Genomic DNA, 22,045 nt, shown 5'->3' on the forward strand with positions numbered 1-22,045 from the left:
TTATTAACAAATAGAAATGTACAAAAAATATTATATGAATCATGCTATAAAATTAGCTTGTCTTGGTAAATATACAACTTCGCCTAATCCAAATGTAGGATGTGTAATTGTAAAAAATAATAATATTGTAGGAGAAGGATGGCATGTTAAAGCAGGTAGTAATCATGCTGAAATAAATGCATTAAAAATGGCAGGATATAAATCAAATGGAGCTACCGCTTATATTACCATGGAACCATGCAATCACTACGGGAAAACACCACCATGCTGTAAAGAATTAATAAAGGCCGGTATAAAAAAAGTTATTATTCCAACATTGGATCCTAATCCTAAGATATCAGGAAGAGGTATATTAGAATTAAAAAAAAATGGTGTTATTGTAGAAACAGGATTGCTAGAAGAAAAAGCAAAAAAAATAAATAAAGGATTTTTTAAAAGAATGAAAAAAGGAATGCCATTTGTACAGTTGAAATTAGCAACATCTATAGATGGTAAAACAGCATTAGCTAATGGTAAAAGCAAATGGATAACATCTGTAACATCTCGTAATGATGTTCAAAATTTTAGAATGTTAAATGATGCTATATTAAGTACAAGTAAAACAATACTATCAGATAATTCTAAATTAGTAATTAAAAAAGAAAAATTTAGTAATAAAAAAATATTGATTTCTACTAATAAACACATTAAAATTAATATTCCACAACCATTAAGAATTATAATAGACAGTAAAAATCGTATTACACCTATGTATAATTTATTTAATTATAAAAGTGAAATTTGGTTAATACGTTTAAAAAAAGATAATAATATTTGGCCAAAACATGTAAAACAAATAATTTTAAATTCAAATAATAAAATTATAGATTTAGTAAAATTAATGTATATGTTTGGAAAAACAAATATAAATAATTTATGGGTTGAATCAGGAGCATTATTAGCTGGATCTTTAATAAAATTAAAACTAGTCGACGAATTAATATTATATGTAGCTCCTAAAATTTTGGGTAATTTATCAAAAAGTTCATTTATAATACCTGAAATAAGAACGATATCTGAAGGATATAAATTTAAATTTGATAACGTAAAATATATAGGATCAGATTTAAGAATGATATTAACACCAAAATATTAACTTTAATAAAATATACATTTTAAAATTAAAAAAAACTATGAATATTATAAAAGTACCATTAACAGCATCATATGCAAAAATAGCAATAATAATATCAAGATTTAATGAGTTTACAAATAAAAATATATTAGAAAGTGCAATAGATGTTTTAAAAAGAATAGGTGAAATACAAGACAAAAATATAACAGTAATCTGGGTACCAGGAGCTTGTGAATTGCCTATAACCTGCAAAATAATTGCAAAAAATAAAAAATATCATGCAATAATAACATTAGGAACAATAATTAAAGGAGAAACATTACATTTTAAAAGTATTTCTAGTATAGTTAATAAAGAAATAGCAAATATCAGTATAACTCACAACATACCAATTATTATTGGTGTAATAACCGCAAATAATATAGAACAAGCTATAAACAGATCAGGTATGAAATTTGGTAATAAGGGATGTGAAGCAGCATTAACCACATTAGAAATGATAAATATAATAAAAAAAATAAACTCTCAAAAATGAAAATCAAGTGAATATTTTATATCGTAAATCAGCAAGAAAAAGAGCTGTACAAGCATTATATAGTTGGCAAATATCAAACAATAACATTAATGATATTGAACATCATTTTTTAAAAAAAAAAAATAATAAAATAGATATAATTTATTTTAAAAAAATATTTAATGGAGTAACAAATATAGTAAAAGAATTAGATGAAATTATAAAATTATACATCTTAAGAAAAATAAATACATTATCTTTAATAGAAAAAACAGTATTAAGAATTTCATTATATGAATTAAAAAATTGTAACGAAATTCCTTATAAAATAATAATAGATGAAGGTATTGAATTAGCTAAAATATTTGGATCAAAAAATAGCTATAAATTTATAAATGGAGTATTGGATAAAATAGTTGTTAAAATGAAATTAAAGAATTAAAAATGTATTTTAATAAAATTGAAAAAAGTAGTTTAAAAATGTAAAAAAATATTGTTTTTTAAAATTAAATTTATTAACTAAAAAATTAAATATATTTTATATAAATAAAATAAAATAATGAAAAAAATAAATAATTTAGCATATATACTAGCAATAGGCGGTGGTATAGGATTAATACCAATTATGCCTGGTACATTGATCTCTTTACTAACAATACCATTATGGTCTATAGTAAATTTTTTTTTTAAAATTAAAATTATTTATTTAATTGCAATTATAAATATTACAGTTGGAATATATATATGTAAAATAGGAGAAAAAAAAATAGGAAAAAAGATCATAAAAGTATAGTATGGGATGAATTTACAGGAATGTGGTTATCATTAACAATTATTAATGATAAATCAAAAATTTTTATAATAATTATCTTGTTTCGTACAATAGATATTACAAAACCATGGCCAATAATAAAAATACATCGTCACTTATCAGGAGGATTTGGAATAATGTTAGATGATATAATATCTAGTATAATAACTGGTATGTTAATATCTTTAATAAAAAATTAATATGCAAATAAAGTACTCAACCAAGTTAAAATTTGTTCTTTAATACCATAATAATCTAATTTATATTCACAACATATTTCATCTTTATTACCTGAAGGAATAAACATATCAGGCAAACCAATATTTAAAATTATAATTAATATGTTTTTATTCAAAAACAACTCATTAACACCACTACCAGCTCCTCCTTTAATAATACCTTTCTCTATAATAACAAAATATTTATGATGTTCAGATAATTTAATAATTAAATCATCATCTAGAGGTTGTATAAACCTCATATCTACCAAAGTAGTATTAAAAATTTTTACAATTTTATATATATCAAATAATAATATACCAAAATTTAAAATTACCAAATCCTTACCACATCTTAAAATTACACCTTTTCCTATAGTTATTAAGGACATTTATTTTAAATTTACATTAATAACTATACCCTTAAGATAACGAATTACACAGGATACCAGAGAATATTTATATGCAGTAAATAACATACTACTAAACTCATTTGCATCACTTGTAGTCATGATTATCATATTAGTAATACAATGTAAATATAAAATATAAAAAATTCACTGATGTATTTTACCATCCTCACCCACTATTACGACACGATTAAATCGCTAATATTATAATAATATTTTGTAAAGTTATATCATGAATTATTTGATCATAAGTACGTTGTAAAAAAAATAGAGTATATTACTACTATAACCTTATAACCAACTACAGATAATCCAGCAACAAAAATGATACTATGTTGTTCTGCTATACCAACATCAAAATATTAATTAGGTAATCTTTAACAAATTTATTTAAACCTTATCCTTCAATCATAGCAGGTGTGATAACCATCAATTTTTTGTCTTTTTTAGCGATATTACATAAAAAATCCCCTAAAATATCAGAATAATTAATTGAAGAATTATTAATTTTATAAAACTTACCTTTATTAAAGTTAAATTTTGGAACTAAATGCCATTTAATAGGATCATTTTTAGCTAAAAAATAACCTTTACCTTTTATAGTATGTAAATATAATATCTTAGGTACTGACTTATCCTTAATATTTTTATTAACAATAAAACATCATGTCCATTTATGGAATTAATATATGAAAAACCTAATTTTTCAAAAAACTTTTTACATATATAAATTTTATTTAAAAAAATATGATAATTATCATTTCTAATATAATCTTTATTAAAAATTATTTTAGATAAATATCTATTTATAGATCCCACATTTTTAAAAATAAACATATTATTATTATTAATTATGATTAATAAATTATTGTCAACATCACCTGTATGATTAATAACTTCATATGCTATACCTGTTGTAATAGGCACCATCGCCTATTATAGAAACAACCCCCTTTATTTTATTTTTCCCTTTTAAAAAATATAACCATACCCAATACTGCACTAATAGATGTAGAAAAATGACCAACAGTAAATACATCAAATTCACTTTCTTCTCTACAAGTAAATGTATTAAGACCATCTATTTTTCTTATTGTATATATTTTATTAAATCTTCCAGTTAATATTTTATAAGGATAAGTTTGATGACCTATATCCCAAATAACTTTATCAAAAAGAGTTTATAATGTAAAACAACAATTAATTTAATAACACCTAGTCCAGAAGATAAATGTCCTACAGATAAACTTACACTATGCAATAAATAAAAACGTAATTCATTACACAAAATTAATATTTTCATCTTTTGACAAAAAACGTAATTTTTCTATTGAATTAATAGTTGATAAAATTAGATATTTAATATTATTGATATTCATATTTAATTTATTAAAAATATTATTTTAAATAATTAATAATTATTTTTTTTAACAATATTTTATTAATTATTTTATCATCTATTTTAAAATGAATTGTATTTTCTTTTTTAAAGAATAATACTTCTATAATACCAGGTTGATTAATCAAAAAATCAATAAGGGATCTACTATTCAAAATATTTTTGTTTAATACAAAACGTACATTAGTATAAAATATTGGTTCCTTAATATTTAATATTAATAAAAACCAAATAATTATCAATATACAAGAAATAAGAAAAACTATTTTTAAATTAAAATTATTTAATATAATTCCACTAATAAAACTACCTAGAAAAGAACCAAAAAATTGATAAGTAGAAAAAATACCTATAGCAGTACCTCTGTATCCAATAGGTGAAAAATAAGACAACAAAAAAGGTAATAAAAATTCTTTAATATTAAAAAATATAAAAAATAACTGCATGCCAAATAAAGATAATATAAAATTATTAATCGATAAATAAAGTAAAAATTCAGCTATAAATAACATTATTATAGTAATTTTAAAAAATATTTTAATATGACGTTTAAATTTCAAATATATAATAACAGGAACTGAACAAATAAAAGAAATAATTACCATAAAAAAATATAATTTCCAATAATTAGATTTTAAGAATTTAAAATTGTTTAATAATATAGGAAATGTGATAAAATTAAACATAAGAATTATATGTAAACAAAAAATACTAAAATTTAATCTAAATAAATTTAGATTAAAAAAAATTTTATATATGCCAGTTTTAACAATAGATACATCTCTATTTAAAATATGATTATTAGGGCAAGGTACTATAAAAATAGCAATTAAAATACCTAATAATCCTAAAAATGATGCTATAATAAATAAACTTTGAATACCAAATAAATTAGCAATAAAAGGACCTAAAAACATAGAAATAGAAAAACCTAAACCAAAAATAACACCCATAAATCCTAAAGATTTCATACGATTTTTTTCATCTAATAAATCTGATAAAAGAGCCATTGATGGTGAAGTTATTGCTCCTAATCCTTGTATTGCTCTACCAATAATTATATTCCAAATAGAATTTTTATAACATGCAATTAAATTACCAATAACAAAAATAATTAGACCTATAATAATAAATTTTTTATGCCCATATTTATCAGATAAGAAACTAAAAGGTATTTGAAAAATACTCTGTATTAAACCATAAATACCTACAGCAATACCAACTAATTTATTAGTAGCATAATGTATTTCAATACCATGAATTGTAATAACTGGCAACAACATGAATAAACCAAAAACTCTTAAAAATAAAATAGATATTAAACCAAATAATGCACGATATTCAATAGTATTCATAATATTACATAAATTAAAAATTAAGATTTAAAAAAATAAAAACTAAAAATATATATAAAAATATACTTAATAAATAACATAATCAATAGATATCATAAAATTAATTAAAACTACAATTAATAAAGAATATAAATATACACATCTAGACCAAATTCTATCATTATTTAAATAAATAAAACCTATACATGATATAAAAAACCAAAAAAAATCAGCACAAGATATAACAATTAAATATTTATAATTAACATAATTAAAAAAATACAAAAATAAAGAAGATAAAGAAAAAATAATTATATAAAAAATAATATATTTTTTAGTTAATAAAATACCTTTAACAATGGGCAATATTTTAATATCTATTTTTCTATAATCACATATATTATATATCATACTAGAATAAGAATGAGGAATTTGCCAAAAAATGTACATAATAAATAAAATAAAAGCACAATAATCAAAATTATTAGTAACAGAACAATAACCTATAATTGGTGGAATAGAACCAGATAAACTTCCTATTAATATACTATGTATAAAATATCTTTTCATGATCAAACTGTATAAAATTACATAAATTAAAAATCCTATCAAAGATAAAATAGAAATAAACATATTACAAAATTTGTATAAAAATATAAAACCCAAAAAACCAAAAAATAAAGCAATAAAAAATACTAAATAAAAAGTGATAGAATTTAAAATATAAATTCTATTCTTAGTTCTTTGCATTTTACAATCTATATCACAATCAATTAAATTGTTTAACATGCAAGAAGAAGATAACACTGCAAACATACCTATCAAAGTATTAAATAAAAGTAAGTAATTTATATTACCCTTAGAAGCTAATAAAAAACTTCCTAAACAAGAAATTAAATTTCCAATAACAATTCTAGGTTTAATAAGATTAAAATATTTAATAAACATTATTTAATTATAATACACAAAAAAAAATTATTTATACTGTAAATGGAATAATATCCATTTAGAGCCCAGAATAATAATTAAAATGATAAAAAAAACAAAAATCATAGAAATAATATTTAAATACCATTTTAAAAAATCATAAAAATGCAAAAAACATAATAAATGTATTATGAACTGAAATACCATAAAAAAATAAATTAAATCTAGGGTTATATTATAATTAAAAATTTTATAAAATATAACAAAAAAAGACAACACAATTAAAAATAAAGATGAAAATACACCTGTTATATATAATTTAATTTCATTATTTAAAAAAATGAATTTTTTAAATAAATATTTCATTAAACTACTCCTATTAAATACACAAAATTGTATAAAAATATCCATACTATATCTAACAAATGCCAAAATAATCCTAAACAAATAAAACGATTAATATTAATTTTACTAAAACCATGATAATGAAAATGAAATAACATAACTAATATCCAAATTAAACCACAAATAACATGTAATCCATGAATACCTAACAAAGTAAAAAATGCTGAAAAAAAACCATTAATCAAAGGAGAAAAACCTAAAAGATACAAATTATAAAATTCATAAAATTCTAAAAAAACAAAACCAAAACCTAAAATGAAAGTTATACATAAAAATAAAATACAATAAATCTTAGAATAAAATTTCTTTAAAAAAACTAAAAAAATACCATAACTAAAAGAACTAAATAATAATAAAATAGTTTCAAAAAAAATCACATAGAAATTAAACACTTTATTAAAATCAACTAAATTATGAAAATTAAAACTCATAATTATATATACTGTAAATAAAACACCAAAAATAATCAAATCACTTAATAAATAAAACCAAAAACCTATAATTCTATTTGAAAAATTTTCTTCATATTTTAAATTATTTTTCTTAAAATATATTAAATTCATTAAATTTATCCATATAAAAGATGAAATTAAAATATATCTATTTTTTTTTATTTTTAATTATATGTCCTTTAATAATAAAAAAATTATCACTTTCAAAAGTCTTAAAAATAAAAACTATAAAAACAAAAATAATTGATAAACAAAATAACCACCAAATATGCCATATAGCAGAAAACCCTACTAATAAAGTGAAAAATGATATTAAAATACCAAAACAATTATTTTTAGGCAAATATATATATTTATCAAATTTATAATTTTTATTTTTATTATTGTTTTTTTTCATTTTCCAAAAAGCATCTTTACTATAAACATTAGGTAAAACAGAAAAATTATAAATAGGAGGAGGTGAAGATATAGACCATTCTAAAGTTCTACCATCCCAGGGATCACCTGTCAAATCAATATTTTCGTTACGATAAATAATGGAAACAACAAATTGAACTATTTGAAAAATTATACCAATGGTAATTAAAATCGTACCAATTGCAGACAAAACTAATAAATTATGATAATTATGATCAATATTTTGACTTAATCTTCTAGTCATACCCATTAATCCTAAAAAATATAAAGGAATAAAAGATACAAAAAAACCAATAAACCAAAACCAAAACGCAATCTTACCAATGAATTCATTTAAAGTAAAACCAAAAAATTTAGGAAACCAATATGATATTCCAGCAAATAAACTAAATACTACTCCACCTATAATAACTGTATGAAAATGAGCAACTAAAAATAAACTATTATGTAAAATAAAATCTGCTCCAGGAACTGCTAATAAAACTCCAGCCATACCACCTATAGAAAAAACTATTAAAAAACCTATAGTCCACATTATTGAAGAATGTAAATATACTTTACCTCTATAGATGGTAAATAACCAATTAAAAACCTTTACACCAGTAGGTATAGCAATAATCATAGTAGCAATACCAAAAAAAGAATTAACATCAGCGCCAGCACCCATTGTAAAAAAATGATGCATCCATACAATAAATGAAAGGAATGTAATTGAAATAGTAGCCCAAACTAAAGAAACATATCCAAAAATTTTTTTCTTTGAAAAAGTAGATACTACTTCTGAAAAGATACCAAAAGCAGGTAAAATTAATATATAAACCTCTGGATGACCCCAAATCCAAATTAAATTTACATACATCATTACATTGCCACCTAAATCATTAGTAAAAAAATGAAAATTTAAATATCTATCTAATGTTAATAATAATAAAGTTGCTGTCAAAACAGGAAATGACAATATGATAAGTATATTTGAACAAAGAGTAGTCCATGTAAAAATAGGCATTCTAAATAAAGTCATACCCTTAGCACGCATTTTTAAAATAGTAACACAAAAATTAATTCCAGTTAATAAAGTACCTATTCCTGATATTTGCAAACTCCATATCCAATAATCTACACCAACGCCAGGACTATATTGTAATTCTGATAAGGGCGGATATGCTAACCAACCAGTACGAGCAAATTCACCTATCCATAAAGATAAATTTATTAAAACAACACCTGCAAAAGTCAACCAAAAACTTAAATTATTTAAAAAAGGAAAAGCAATATCACGACAACCAATTTGCAAAGGTATTATATAATTCATAAAACCAATAATAAAAGGCATAGCAACAAAAAATATCATTATTACACCATGAGCAGTAAAAATTTGATCATAATGTTCTGAGGATAAAAACCCCTGATGATAATTTGAAGATAATACTTGTTGTCCTCTCATCATTAAAGCATCAATAAAACCTCTAAACAACATAACTAAAGATAAAATAATATACATTATACCTAATCTTTTATGATCAACACTAGTGAACCATTCAGACCATAAATATTTCCATTTTTTTAAATAAGTAATTATAAAAATCAAAAATATAGTTACAAAAAAAACAAAAATAATTGTAGATAAAATAATAGGTTCATGAAAAGAAATTGCATCCAAAGTTAATTTACCAAACATCTCCTAACTCCATAATAAAAATAAAAACCTTTTAAGTAATATTGGTAGTTTAATTTTAATAATTTTTAAATTTATTAATTATTTGAAAAAATGTATTACTATTAACATAAGAATAATATTTTATAAAATGATTTGTAGTAGGTAAAGCTAATTCTTCAAAATCAAACATTGTGTTTATTTTAAATTTAGATTTTTTAATGAAATTTACACATTTTAAAAAACTTTCATGTGTTGGTTCAACATAAGTAATAAATTTCATATTAGAAAATCCAATACCACTATAATTGGAGGATATACCATGATATATTCCGGGTTTACTTGCAATTAAATACAATTTAGTACTCATACCAGGCATAGCATAAATTTGACTTCCTAAATTAGGTATAAAAAAAGAATTCATAACAGAATTGGAAGTAACTCTAAACAATATCGTAGTATTTAATGGAATTATAACTTTGTTTACAATTCCTACAGAATATTTAGGATAAATAAATAACCATTTCCAATCTAATGCTATAACATGAATTTCAAGATAATTATTTTTATTTCCAATAATTCTACTAGGATCTAATTTATGAGTTGTTCTCCATGTAATTAATGCTAAGAAAAATATAATAAAAATTGGAATAATCCAAATTATTAATTCTATAATATTAGATTTATTCCAATTAGGAAGATAAACACTATTTTTATTAGCTTTATACCTAAAAACAAAAAATATTGTCATAAATATCACTGGCAAAACTACAAAAAGCATTAAAATAAATGATATAAATATTAATTTATGTTCTTCAGTTGCAATCACCCCTCCAGTAGATAAAAAATCGACACTACAACCACTCAACAAAATGGTTAGTAATATAAAAAAACATTTATACATAAAAAACCTCATTAAACAAATAATATTTTAATCAAATAAAATATTAAAAATTTAATTAAAATAATTCTATTTCAAACCATTTATAGTACCTTTAGGTAAAATATTGGAAATAAAATCACGTTTTATAATTACTTCAGTAGAAGAATTTATCAATAAAGTAATATAATCAGCGCTATTAATTTTAACAACACGACCGATTAAACCACTAGTTGTTAATATCTCTTCACCTTTTGTAATTGATTCGACTATATTTTTATGCTCTTTGGAACGTTTTTGCTGAGGACGTAAAATTAAAAAATAAAAAACTAAAATAAAAATAAATAACATAAAAAATATAGAATATGAACTACTTTGATTGACATAATCCATAGAATCAGAAACATTAGAAAAAAATACTCTCATTTAATTACCTTTTATTATTTTATACAGAACAGTAATTTGAATAAAATAAATTTTATCATACAAAAGAGTAAAAATAAACTTGTAGAAATATTAAATATATGTTAAATTAAATGATTAATTATGATTATTATTCGAGATAATATTATGGTAATGGTTACACATGAAGCACCTAACTTTATTGCACCTGCAATATTAGGCAATGGAAAATTGACACAAAATTTTAATATGAAAGAATACAAAAAAAATAAATATGCCATAGTATTTTTTTGGCCAATGGATTTTACATTTGTATGTCCATCAGAATTAATAGCATTTAATAAAAGATATAAAAATTTTAAAAAAAGAAATGTTAAATTAATAGGAATTTCAATAGACTCAATTTTTGTTCATCAACAATGGAAAAAAACAAAAATATCTGATGGGGGAATAGGTGAGGTAAAATACGTAATGGTTTCTGATATAAAAAGAAAAATTCAAAAATCTTACTGTATAGAAGATAGTAAGAATGGGGTAGCATTACGTGCATCATTTTTAATAGATAAAAATAACATAATTAGACATCAAACAGTTAATGATTTACCATTAGGTAGAAATATAGATGAAATATTAAGAATAATAGATGCGTTGCAAATACATGAAAAAAATGGCAATGTATGTCCGGCTCAATGGAAAAAAAATAAAAAAACTATAAAACCTACTTTTGAAGGAATCACAAAATATCTAAGTAATAATTTAGATGATTTATAATTTTATTAAAAATTATATGATATTAAATATAAAAAATAATTTTAATTTTTATAAAAAAAAATAATAGTTTTAATAATGTTAATTACATGAATGTTTTTTACTTAAAAAACAAATATTTAGAATTTAAGAATTAGAATAAACAATAAAAATAATTTAATTTTATAATTATAATATATAAATAACAAATAATAATACACACTTAAAATAAAAAAAAATTTTGAACAATTGAAATTAATATTAAATACTAGAAAACATAGATAAGTACATTTTTTTATAAAAAAAATAAATAATTTTAAAAAAACTAAAGTAAAGTTTTTAATAATTAAAAATTAATCTAAATATAAATAAAATAATTAAATTAACTATTAATGGAAAATAAAATATCTTTTATTTTCTTTAATGGATTTAATGAATTTATAATTGGTCTACCAATAACTATATAATCTATTCCAATTTTTTTCGCTTTTATAGGATTAATTATTCTTTTTTGATCATTACAATTATCATTGTAACATCTTATTCCTGGTACAATTAACTTAAAGTTTTTACCAAATTTAATTTTTAAATTATTAGCTTCATAACCGGAACAAACAACACCATCCATTCCACAATCATAAGATAATTTAGCAAGTAATTCTGTATAATTATATGTAGAAAATGAAATTCCTAAATCAATTAAATCATGATCATTTAAACTAGTTAATAATGTAACAGATATTAATAATGGAACATCCCCATAAAATCTATCTAAAACATTACGAGCTTCAAGTAATACACCTTTACCACTTACAGCATGAATATCAACCATCCAAACACCCATTTTAGCTGCGATTTCTATAGATGATAAAACAGTATTTGGAATATCATGAAATTTTAGATCCAAAAATATTTTAAATCCACGTTTATGTAATAAATCTATCAATCTATAACCAAATAACATAAATGTATTTATACCAATTTTTACACGACATAATGTGGGATTAATTTGATCTATAAAATTTAATATATCTTTTTTATTAAAAAAATCCAAAGCTACTACAATTGGCAAATAAGAAAAATTGAACATTATTTTATTATCCTTAATATAATTTAAAATAAACTATAAGACTTAATTAATATGATAAAATGAAAAACAAATAATTTTAAAATTGTATTCTGTTAATAACATTATCAAATTTATCAAAATATCATATTTAAATTAAAGAAATCATATGCAAATATCATAATATTTATAATATAATTTAATTGATATAATACATTGTAAAAATTAATATAAATTAAATTTAAGAGGTATTTAAACAATGAAAAAAACTCCAATGACATTAAGAGGAGCAAAAAAATTACGTAAAAAACTTGATAAACTTAAAAAAATCAAAAGACCTCATATTATTTCTTTAATTGCAGAAGCACGTAAACATGGAGATTTAAAAGAAAATGCTGAATATTATTCAGCTAGAGAAGAACAAGGGTTTTGTGAAGGTAAAATTCAAGAAATTGAAACAAAATTAGCAAATGCACAAATTATAGATATAAAAAAAATCCCTAATAATGGTAAAATAATATTTGGAACAACAGTAACAATATTAAATATTAACTTAAAAAAAAAATTTACTTATAGAATAGTCGGTGATGACGAAGCTAATTTAAAAGAAAACCTTATTTCAGTAAATTCCCCTATAGCTAGAGGTTTAATATGTAAAATAATAGGTGATCATACAATTATACAAACTCCATGTGGTAAAATAAAATATAAAATACTACAAGTTGAATATATATAAAAACTATAATAATATATTTTAATTAAAAAAATACTTGATTTAATAAATAAAATATGGTTTATATATGAAAAAAAAAATAAAAAAATAATTTGAATAGATGGTTTAATAAACATACAAATGATTTTTATACAAGAGAAGCATTTAAAAAAAAATTACGTGCAAGATCATGGTATAAATTATCTCAAATAAACAAAAAAGATAAATTATTTAAAAAAAATATGATAATTATAGATTTAGGATCAGCTCCCGGAGGGTGGTCTAAATACGCAGTTAAAAAAACAAATATAAAAAAAAGTTTGATAATATCTAATGATATATTGCCTATGAAACCAATAAACGGAATAAATTTTATAAAGGGAGATATAAAAAGAAAATCAATAAAAAATAAATTGATAAAATCAATAAACAAAAAAAAAGTCGATTTATTAATGTCAGATATGTCACCAAATATTAGTGGTATACCATCAATAGATATACCAAAATCGATCAATCTAATTAAATTAGCAACTAAAATAGCAAAAAAAATATTAAAAAAAGAAGGTAAAATGTTAATAAAAGCATTTCAAAGCAAAGAATTAAATGATTACTTAAAATATATTCATACCCTATTTAAAATAGTAAAAATAAGAAAACCATATGCTTCAAAAATATCTTCTAGAGAAATTTATATCTTAGCAACAAATAAAATTTAATATTTTATTTAAATTAACTTATTAAATAAACAAAATTATCTTTAATATGAGGTTGTTGTCTTGAATGACATGGCAAAAAATTTAATTTTATGGTTAGTAGTAGCTATTATACTAATTTCGGCATTTCAAAATTTTAGTACTAATGAAATAAATTATCATAAAATAGATTATTCAACTTTTATGTTAGAAGTTAATAAAAACAAGGTAAAAGAAGTATGTATTAATGGAAGAGAAATTAAAATTAAAAATAAAGATAATACCAAATATATCACTTATATCCCCGTTAATGACCCAAAACTATTAGATATTTTATTAACAAAAAATGTAACAGTAATAGGAGAAGCACCTGAAGATCCAAGTTTAATAGCTTCAATATTCATCTCTTGGTTTCCTATGTTATTGCTTGTAGGTGTATGGGTATTTTTTATGCGTCAAATACAAGGTGGTGGTGGTAAAGGTGCTATGTTATTTGGTAAAAGTAAAGCTAAAATGTTGTCTGAAAATAAAATAAAAACAACTTTCGCAGATGTAGCCGGGTGTGACGAAGCAAAAGAAGAAGTTATGGAATTAGTGGAATATCTAAAAAATTCAAAAAAATTTCAAAAATTAGGAGGTAAGATTCCAAAAGGTCTGCTAATGGTTGGTCCTCCAGGAACAGGAAAAACCTTATTAGCTAAAGCAATTGCAGGTGAAGCAAAAGTACCATTTTTTACAATTTCAGGATCTGATTTCGTAGAAATGTTTGTTGGTGTTGGAGCATCAAGAGTAAGAGATATGTTTGGACAGGCAAAAAAATCTTCACCATGTATAATTTTTATAGATGAAATTGATGCTGTAGGTAGACAAAGAGGAGCGGGATTAGGTGGTGGACATGATGAAAGAGAACAAACATTAAATCAAATGTTAGTAGAAATGGATGGATTCGAAGGAAATGAAGGAATAATTGTAATAGCAGCCACAAACAGACCAGATGTACTAGATCCAGCTTTATTACGTCCTGGAAGATTTGATAGACAAGTAATAGTAGAGTTGCCTGATATTCGTGGAAGAAAACATATATTAAAAGTACATATGAAAAAAGTTCCACTAGCTAAGGATGTACAACCAATAATTATAGCAAGAGGAACACCAGGTTTTTCAGGGGCTGATTTAGCAAATTTAATAAATGAAGCGGCTTTATATGCAGCTAGAAATAACAAAGAAGTTGTATCCATGTTAGAATTTGAAAAAGCTAAAGATAAAATATTAATGGGTACAGAAAGAAAATCAATGGTAATGACAGAATTACAAAAGGAATCTACAGCATATCATGAAGCTGGACATGCAATAATAGGAAGATTATTACCAGAACACGACCCAGTACATAAAGTGACTATAATTCCTAGAGGAAGAGCTTTAGGAGTAACATTTTTTTTACCAAAAAATGACAATATTAGTACCAATAAAAAAAAATTAGAAAGTCAAATTTCAACATTATATGGAGGTAGATTAGCTGAAGAAATTATTTACGGCACTGAAAATATTTCAACTGGATCATCTAATGATATAAAAGTTGCTACTACGTTAGCTAGAAATATGATTACAAAATGGGGGTTTTCAGAAAAATTAGGACCTTTATTATATGCAGAGGAAGAAGAAGAAATATTTTTAGGAAGATCTATGACAAAAAATAAACATATATCTGAAGATACTGCTAGAATTATAGATCAAGAAATAAAATTATTAATAGAAAATAATTACAAAAGGGCTAAAAACATATTAAATAAAAATTTAGATATTTTACATGCTATGAAAAATGCATTAATGGAATATGAAACAATAGATGCTAAACAAATTGATGATTTAATATCAAGAAAAAATATAAAAACAACAGAGGAATTAAAAAAAATTAAAAATAAAATAAACTAAAATATCAGATAATTAATTTATAAAATATAAAAAAAATAAAATCTGATAAATTAAATTAATTGTATGTGGAAATAAAATTATATAAAATAAATTTTTGATAATAAGTTCAAAATAAAACTAACTAGTATTTAATTTTATAAATAAAAGGCAAGAATATGAATAATTTTTTTTTAATATTATTTTTAGTAACATCATTTATATTAACTGCTTTAATATTAATACAAAAAAATAATAATATAGAAGTTGGCAAATCACTTAACATAAATAATGTTATGTCTATAATAGATAACAAATATTCAAATAATATAATAAATAATTTAATATACATATTATCAATATTATTTTTTATAATTAGTTTATTATTAAATAATTACAATTTTAATAAAAACATTTATTTTAACAAATGGGAACATATAAATACAAAATAAATAATAAAATACTATATTTATAATGAATAAAATTATTAATTAAAAAACACCGAGGTGGTGAAATTGGAAAACACGCTACTTTGAGATGGTAGTACCTGTAGGGTTTACGGGTTCAAGTCCCGTCCTCGGTAAATTAAAATAATAAATATTGATTCATTCAAAATAATATACTAATATTAAATATTGCTTTGTATTTTAATTTTTTTATCAATCAAAGCGGGGTGGAGCAGTTTGGTAGCTCGTCGGGCTCATAACCCGAAGGTCGTTGGTTCAAGTCCAACCCCCGCAACCAATAATAAAAACGCATGTAAATTTTGATAAAACTAATAATACAAAAAAATAATAACACATTATTTCATCAAAATAATTTTTTAAATTCAAATAAATAAAAAAATATTAAATAATAATTTATTAAAAAACATAATCATCTTTAAAATTTTATAACAAAAAAATAAAAAATTAAAATTTCAAAAATAATTAAAATAAAAGGTAAAAAATGACAAAAGAAATTTTAAATGTTATAGAATCTGTTTCTAATGAAAAATCATTACCCCAAGAAAAAATTTTCGATGCATTAGAAAAAGCATTAGCTACAGCAACTAAAAAAAAATACGAAAAAGACATAAACGTGAGGATATATATAGATAGAAAAACAGGCTCATTAAATAGTTTTAGAAGATGGTTAATAGTTAAAGAAGTAATATATCCTACAAAAGAAATTACATTAGAAGCCGCAAAAATTGAAAATAAAGAACTAAACATAGGAGACTATATAGAAGACAAAATTAAATCTATTAAATTTGATAGAATAACTACTCAAACCGCTAAACAAGTAATAGTACAAAAGGTAAGAGAAGCAGAACGTTTAATGATAATAGAACAATTTCAAAAAAGAAAAGGTAATATAATAACAGGAGTAATAAAAAGAATAAATAGAGAAAACATAACATTAGATTTAGGTAATAATGCAGAAGCAATAATCTTACGTGAAGATATGCTACCCAGAGAAAATTTTAGAATAGGAGATAGAGTAAGAGGTGTACTATATTTAATAAAACCTGAATGGAGAAAAGCACAACTATTTATTACACGTAGCAAACCAGAAATGTTAATTGAATTATTTAAAATAGAAGTGCCTGAAATAGGAGAAGATATAATTGAAATAAAAGCAGCTGCTAGAGATCCGGGGTCAAGAGCAAAAATTGCAGTTAAAACAAACGATAAACGTATAGACCCTATAGGAGCATGTATAGGCATGAGAGGTTCTAGAGTACAAGCAACATCTAGCGAATTAAATGGAGAAAAAATAGATATAATATTATGGGATAATAATCCGGTACAATTTGTAATAAATGCAATGGCTCCAGCAGATGTAATTTCTATAATAGTAGATGAAGATAAAAATACAATGGATATTGCAGTAACGGAAAAAAATTTAGCTCAAGCAATAGGTAGGAATGGACAAAATGTACGTCTAGCATCTCAATTAACAGGGTGGGAAATTAATGTTATGACAAACAACGAATTATCTAAAAAAAATAAAAAAGAAAAAAATAAAATAATAGATAAATTCGTGAAATATTTGCAGATAGATGAAAAATTAGCTTTATTACTAATAAAAGAAGGAATAAATTCATTAGAAGAAATTGCATATATACCAATTGAAGAATTAATGGAAATAAAATTAATTAATAATAATATCTTAAAATCATTAAGAAAAAAAGCAAAAAAATCCCTAGAAATAATAGAATTAATTAACGAAAAAAAAAACAATAAAATAATTAAAAACTTCTCTAAAATAAAAATCATAAATAAAAAAATTGCATTAAGTTTAATAAATAAAGGTATATTAAATTTAGAAAATTTAGCAGATCAAGATATACATGATTTAATAAAAATAAAAGAATTAAACAATAAAATAGCTGGAGAATTAATTATGGAAGCAAGAAATATCTGTTGGTTTAATAAACATAATCAATGATTTATAGGCAAAAAAATGTGTGATATAAATATAAAAAAATTAGCTAAAAAAATAAAAATATCAAAAACAAAATTAATAAAAAAACTTTCAAACATAGGTATATATAAATCTATTAATGACACAATAAATTGTAAAGAAAAAAAAATAATATTAAAATATTTTGAAAATAAAAAAAATACACAAAAAAAATTTACAATTAAAAGAAAAAAACTAAGTATTTATAATATTCCTACTATAAATGGTATAAATAAATCAATACAAATAGAAATTAGAAAAAAACACACTTATATAAAAAATATAAATAATAATAAAAAAAACACATTAAAAACAAAAAAAATAAAAAAAATATTTAAATTAATAAATAGTAAAAATAAAATAAAAGAAATTAATAACCATGAAATTACTAAATTAAAACAAAAACAAACAAATATAGATAAAAAAAACAAAATCATAGAAACAGATTTTAATATTTACGACTATAAAAAACAAAATAAAAAAACATTATATACAAAAATAAAAGAAAAAAATAACATAAAAAATAATATAAAAAAAAATAAAATAAATATACTAAATAAAAAAAATAAAAAAACCATTTTAAAACAAAATTTTAATAAATTAAAAAAAGATATTAACAAAGAAATTACTATAAAAAATAATATGTCTGTTATAGATTTAGCCAAAAAAATGGCCATAAAAAAATCTAAAATAATAAAAATTATTAATGATATAGGAATAAATTCAATAAAAAATGAATTGATAAATAAAGAAATAATACAATTAATCGTAGAAGAATTAGGTTACAAAATAACTTTTTCAAAAAAAAATAATTTTGAAAAAAAAAATACAACAAATCAAAAAAATAATAAAAAACCAATAATAAAAATAAGACCTCCAATAGTTACAATTATGGGACATGTGGATCATGGTAAAACATCATTATTAAAATATATAAATTCAAATAGAACAAAATACAAAGAAGATGGTAATATTACACAAAATTTATATTCATATCAAATAAATACTGAAAAAGGATTAATTACATTTATAGATACTCCAGGACATTCGGCTTTTACAACAATGAGATCTAGCGGTGCAAAAATAACAGATATAATAGTATTAATAATAGCAGCAAATGACGGAATAATGCCACAAACAATAGAAGCAATTAATCAAGCACAAAGAGTTAAAGTGCCAATTATAGTTGCTATTAATAAAATAGATATAATAAAATCAAAATCAAAAGAAATAAAAAAAGAATTAACAAAATATAATATAATTCCAGAAGAATGGGGAGGTGAAAATCTATTTGTGGAAATATCTGCAAAATTCGGACAGGGTATAAACGAACTATTAGAAAATATTATATTACAATCTGAAATATTAGAATTAAAAACAAATATAAACACTTTAGCTAAAGGAATAGTTATTGAATCGTATTTAGATAAACAAAAAGGACCAATAATAAATGTAATTACAAAAGAAGGAATTTTGAAAAAAGGAAATATTATATTATGTGGAACAAAATATGGAAAAATAAAAGCAATGCATAATGAGCATAATGAAAAAATAAATGAAGTATTTCCTTCAGTACCAGTTAAAATACTTGGTTTATCAGGTATTCCTAATATAGGAGATGTAATAACTGTCACACAGAATGAAAAAATAGCTAAAGAAATAGCATTTTACAGAAAAAAACAAAAAAGAGAAATTAAATTTAATAAAATCATAAAAAATGACAAACAAGATATATTTAAAGAAAATATACAAAAAATAAATATTTTAATTAAAGCAAATAATCATGGACAATTAAGAGCAATACTAGACACAATATATCAATTAAAAAATAAAACTGTTAAAATAAATATTATATCCTATAACATAGGTTGGATAACAAAAACAGATGTTAATTTAGCAAATACAACAAAATCTATAATATTTGGTTTTAACGTAAAAAGTGAAAATACAATAAAAAAAATAATAAAAAATACAAAAATAAAAATAAGATATCATAATATCATATATAAATTAATTGAAGATATAGAATTAATTATAAAAAATATTGAAAAAAAACAAAAAAATAAAAATAAACAAGGAATAGCTGAAGTAAAAAACATATTTAAATCTCCAAATTTTGGTACAATTGCTGGATGTCTTATAAAAGAAGGAACAATAAAAAATTTTAGCAATGTAATTGTAATAAGAAACGAAAAAATAATGTACAATGGTAAAATAGAATCTTTAAGAAGATTTAAAACAGATGTTAAAGAAGTTAATACAGGTTCCGAATGTGGTATAACTTTAAAAAATCTAAATAATATTTTACCAGGTGATATAATCAAAACATTATAAAAATAATAAAAAAATATGAATAAAAATAAAACAAGATCATTAAAAATAGCTAAGGAACTCAAAAAAAATATAGCTAATATAATATTATTAAAAATAAAAGACCCTCGTCTTGAAAAAATAATAATTTTATCAGACATAATTATGTCAAATGATCTAAAATATGCAAATATTTTTATTATGTTTATAAAAAATGAAAATTTAAATAAAAAAAATATATTAAATATTTTAAATAAAGCATCAGGTTATATTAGAATTTTACTGAAAAAAAAGATGTACATTAAAAATATACCTATATTAAACTTTTTATATGACTATTCTTTAGATAATGGAATAAAAATATTTAAATTAATTAAAAAATTAAAAAAAACCAATAAATGAATAAAAAAAACATAAAAGAAAATAATATAGATGGAATGATATTATTAGATAAAGAATATGGATTAAGTTCAAATAATAATTTACAACAAATAAAAAAAATATTAAAAATAAAAAAAGCTGGATATGTGGGTACATTAGATCCAATTGCAACAGGAATATTACCTATATGTATAGGAAAAACTACCAAAAAAACACAATACTTAGTTGAACAAAAGAAAAAATATTTAGTTATTGCTAAATTAGGTGAAAATACAAATACTTTTGATAAAGAAGGAATAATATTAAAAACTAGAAAAATAAATTTTTCAAAAAAAAAAATACAAAAAATAATAAATGATTTTCATGGAGAACAAATACAAAAACCACCAATATATTCGGCATTAAAATATAAAGGAAAACCACTATATTATTACGCAAGAAAAAATATTAAAATTCCAATTAAAAAAAAAAAAATTTATATTCACAAAATAAAATTAATAAATTATAAAATAGATAAAATTAAAATAAAAATAACCTGTTCAAAAGGAACATACATAAGATCAATAATAAATGAATTAGGTGAATTATTAAATTGTGGAGCACATGTAATCTTTTTAAGAAGATTACAATTAGGAACGTATACTCTAAAAAATTCAATAAAATTAATAAGTATAAAAAATATAGTTACATCATATTATAAAAATAAAAACAACATAACATTAAATATTCTTAATAAATTTAGAAAAGTATACTTTCCAGACAAAGAATTAAAATTTTAAAATAATAAACTACATAATATAATAAAATAATTAAATTAAAAAATAAAATATAAAAACAGGATTAT

22 protein-coding genes, 2 tRNA genes and 2 pseudogenes are annotated in these 22,045 nt (G+C 21.3%); 15 read left to right on the top strand and 11 right to left on the bottom strand.

Annotated elements, in window-relative coordinates; genetic code table 11:
* Positions 1-34 precede the first annotated feature (34 nt).
* The 4 genes and pseudogenes from ribD (at position 35) to ONB71_RS01265 (ending at position 2,639) form a co-directional block, all read left to right on the top strand.
* The gene (gene ribD / locus ONB71_RS01250) at positions 35-1,135 is read left to right on the top strand and encodes a bifunctional diaminohydroxyphosphoribosylaminopyrimidine deaminase/5-amino-6-(5-phosphoribosylamino)uracil reductase RibD (RefSeq protein ID WP_274360357.1); all 1,101 of its coding nucleotides are present in this window, start codon (positions 35-37) and stop codon (positions 1,133-1,135) included.
* 37 nt (positions 1,136-1,172) lie between these two features.
* Positions 1,173-1,649 (top strand): 6,7-dimethyl-8-ribityllumazine synthase, encoded by a 477-nt coding sequence (gene ribH, locus ONB71_RS01255; protein ID WP_274360358.1) that lies wholly within the window; start codon positions 1,173-1,175, stop codon positions 1,647-1,649.
* Between the two features lie 7 nt (positions 1,650-1,656).
* The gene (nusB, locus tag ONB71_RS01260; RefSeq protein WP_274360359.1) at positions 1,657-2,070 is read left to right on the top strand and encodes a transcription antitermination factor NusB; all 414 of its coding nucleotides are present in this window, start codon (positions 1,657-1,659) and stop codon (positions 2,068-2,070) included.
* A gap of 183 nt (positions 2,071-2,253) precedes the next feature.
* A pseudogene (locus ONB71_RS01265) lies at positions 2,254-2,639 on the top strand (phosphatidylglycerophosphatase A family protein).
* Here the strand turns inward: ONB71_RS01265 and ONB71_RS02410 are convergent.
* From ONB71_RS02410 to yajC, 10 genes are all read right to left on the bottom strand, one after another.
* Entirely contained in the window at positions 2,636-3,049 is a 414-nt protein-coding gene (locus tag ONB71_RS02410; RefSeq protein ID WP_320414803.1) for a transketolase C-terminal domain-containing protein, read from the bottom strand. The pseudogene ONB71_RS01265 and the gene ONB71_RS02410 overlap by 4 nt on opposite strands.
* A 615-nt stretch (positions 3,050-3,664) precedes the next feature.
* Positions 3,665-3,997: a 1-deoxy-D-xylulose-5-phosphate synthase N-terminal domain-containing protein gene (locus tag ONB71_RS02415; protein WP_320414804.1), complete on the bottom strand. Its 333-nt coding sequence runs from the start codon at positions 3,995-3,997 to the stop codon at positions 3,665-3,667.
* 29 nt (positions 3,998-4,026) lie between these two features.
* Entirely contained in the window at positions 4,027-4,230 is a 204-nt protein-coding gene (locus ONB71_RS02420) for a 1-deoxy-D-xylulose-5-phosphate synthase N-terminal domain-containing protein (RefSeq protein WP_320414808.1), read from the bottom strand.
* Entirely contained in the window at positions 4,218-4,370 is a 153-nt protein-coding gene (locus ONB71_RS02425) for a 1-deoxy-D-xylulose-5-phosphate synthase N-terminal domain-containing protein (RefSeq protein WP_320414805.1), read from the bottom strand. Before ONB71_RS02425 ends, ONB71_RS02420 begins: the two co-directional genes overlap by 13 nt.
* A gap of 95 nt (positions 4,371-4,465) precedes the next feature.
* The gene (locus tag ONB71_RS01275) at positions 4,466-5,821 is read right to left on the bottom strand and encodes an MFS transporter (RefSeq protein WP_274360360.1); all 1,356 of its coding nucleotides are present in this window, start codon (positions 5,819-5,821) and stop codon (positions 4,466-4,468) included.
* 66 nt (positions 5,822-5,887) lie between these two features.
* Entirely contained in the window at positions 5,888-6,748 is an 861-nt protein-coding gene (gene cyoE, locus ONB71_RS01280) for a heme o synthase (protein ID WP_274360361.1), read from the bottom strand.
* 344 nt (positions 6,749-7,092) lie between these two features.
* The gene (locus ONB71_RS01285; RefSeq protein WP_274360362.1) at positions 7,093-7,695 is read right to left on the bottom strand and encodes a cytochrome c oxidase subunit 3; all 603 of its coding nucleotides are present in this window, start codon (positions 7,693-7,695) and stop codon (positions 7,093-7,095) included.
* A 37-nt stretch (positions 7,696-7,732) separates the two neighbouring features.
* Complete coding sequence (gene cyoB, locus ONB71_RS01290; RefSeq protein WP_274360363.1) at positions 7,733-9,679, bottom strand: cytochrome o ubiquinol oxidase subunit I; 1,947 nt, start codon at positions 9,677-9,679, stop codon at positions 7,733-7,735.
* 55 nt (positions 9,680-9,734) lie between these two features.
* Positions 9,735-10,559 (bottom strand): ubiquinol oxidase subunit II, encoded by an 825-nt coding sequence (gene cyoA, locus ONB71_RS01295; RefSeq protein WP_274360364.1) that lies wholly within the window; start codon positions 10,557-10,559, stop codon positions 9,735-9,737.
* A 66-nt stretch (positions 10,560-10,625) separates the two neighbouring features.
* Positions 10,626-10,961, bottom strand: a complete 336-nt coding sequence (yajC, locus tag ONB71_RS01300; RefSeq protein ID WP_274360365.1) for a preprotein translocase subunit YajC — start codon at positions 10,959-10,961, stop codon at positions 10,626-10,628.
* A gap of 144 nt (positions 10,962-11,105) precedes the next feature.
* Here yajC and ONB71_RS01305 point away from each other — a divergent pair, with 144 nt between their 5' ends.
* Positions 11,106-11,708 (top strand): peroxiredoxin, encoded by a 603-nt coding sequence (locus tag ONB71_RS01305; protein ID WP_274360774.1) that lies wholly within the window; start codon positions 11,106-11,108, stop codon positions 11,706-11,708.
* Between the two features lie 358 nt (positions 11,709-12,066).
* On the opposite strand, the gene pyrF is transcribed toward ONB71_RS01305, so the two are convergent.
* Positions 12,067-12,774, bottom strand: a complete 708-nt coding sequence (pyrF, locus tag ONB71_RS01310; protein WP_274360366.1) for an orotidine-5'-phosphate decarboxylase — start codon at positions 12,772-12,774, stop codon at positions 12,067-12,069.
* 235 nt (positions 12,775-13,009) lie between these two features.
* Between pyrF and greA the strand changes: the two genes are divergently transcribed.
* The 10 genes and pseudogenes from greA to truB all read left to right on the top strand — a co-directional run bounded on the left by greA (position 13,010) and on the right by truB (position 21,980).
* Entirely contained in the window at positions 13,010-13,486 is a 477-nt protein-coding gene (gene greA, locus ONB71_RS01315; protein WP_274360367.1) for a transcription elongation factor GreA, read from the top strand.
* Between the two features lie 89 nt (positions 13,487-13,575).
* Complete coding sequence (locus ONB71_RS01320) at positions 13,576-14,178, top strand: RlmE family RNA methyltransferase (protein WP_274360368.1); 603 nt, start codon at positions 13,576-13,578, stop codon at positions 14,176-14,178.
* Positions 14,179-14,247: 69 nt separating this feature from the next.
* Positions 14,248-16,044 (top strand): annotated as a pseudogene (ftsH, locus tag ONB71_RS01325) (ATP-dependent zinc metalloprotease FtsH); the annotation flags it as partial.
* Positions 16,045-16,241: 197 nt separating this feature from the next.
* Positions 16,242-16,514, top strand: coding sequence for a preprotein translocase subunit SecG (secG, locus tag ONB71_RS01330; protein ID WP_274360369.1), 273 nt, complete (start codon positions 16,242-16,244; stop codon positions 16,512-16,514).
* 48 nt (positions 16,515-16,562) lie between these two features.
* A tRNA-Leu gene (locus ONB71_RS01335) sits at positions 16,563-16,645 on the top strand.
* An 84-nt stretch (positions 16,646-16,729) separates the two neighbouring features.
* A tRNA-Met gene (locus tag ONB71_RS01340) sits at positions 16,730-16,806 on the top strand.
* 204 nt (positions 16,807-17,010) lie between these two features.
* On the top strand, positions 17,011-18,495 hold the full coding sequence (gene nusA, locus ONB71_RS01345) for a transcription termination factor NusA (RefSeq protein ID WP_274360370.1): 1,485 nt from the start codon (positions 17,011-17,013) through the stop codon (positions 18,493-18,495).
* A 15-nt stretch (positions 18,496-18,510) separates the two neighbouring features.
* Complete coding sequence (gene infB, locus ONB71_RS01350; RefSeq protein ID WP_274360371.1) at positions 18,511-20,844, top strand: translation initiation factor IF-2; 2,334 nt, start codon at positions 18,511-18,513, stop codon at positions 20,842-20,844.
* 15 nt (positions 20,845-20,859) lie between these two features.
* Entirely contained in the window at positions 20,860-21,222 is a 363-nt protein-coding gene (gene rbfA / locus ONB71_RS01355; RefSeq protein ID WP_274360372.1) for a 30S ribosome-binding factor RbfA, read from the top strand.
* On the top strand, positions 21,219-21,980 hold the full coding sequence (truB, locus tag ONB71_RS01360; protein ID WP_274360373.1) for a tRNA pseudouridine(55) synthase TruB: 762 nt from the start codon (positions 21,219-21,221) through the stop codon (positions 21,978-21,980). Before rbfA ends, truB begins: the two co-directional genes overlap by 4 nt.
* Positions 21,981-22,045: the final 65 nt, after the last annotated feature.

The sequence above is a fragment of the Candidatus Purcelliella pentastirinorum genome (genome assembly GCF_028748785.1).
Taxonomy (GTDB): Bacteria; Pseudomonadota; Gammaproteobacteria; order Enterobacterales; family Enterobacteriaceae; genus Purcelliella; species Purcelliella pentastirinorum_A.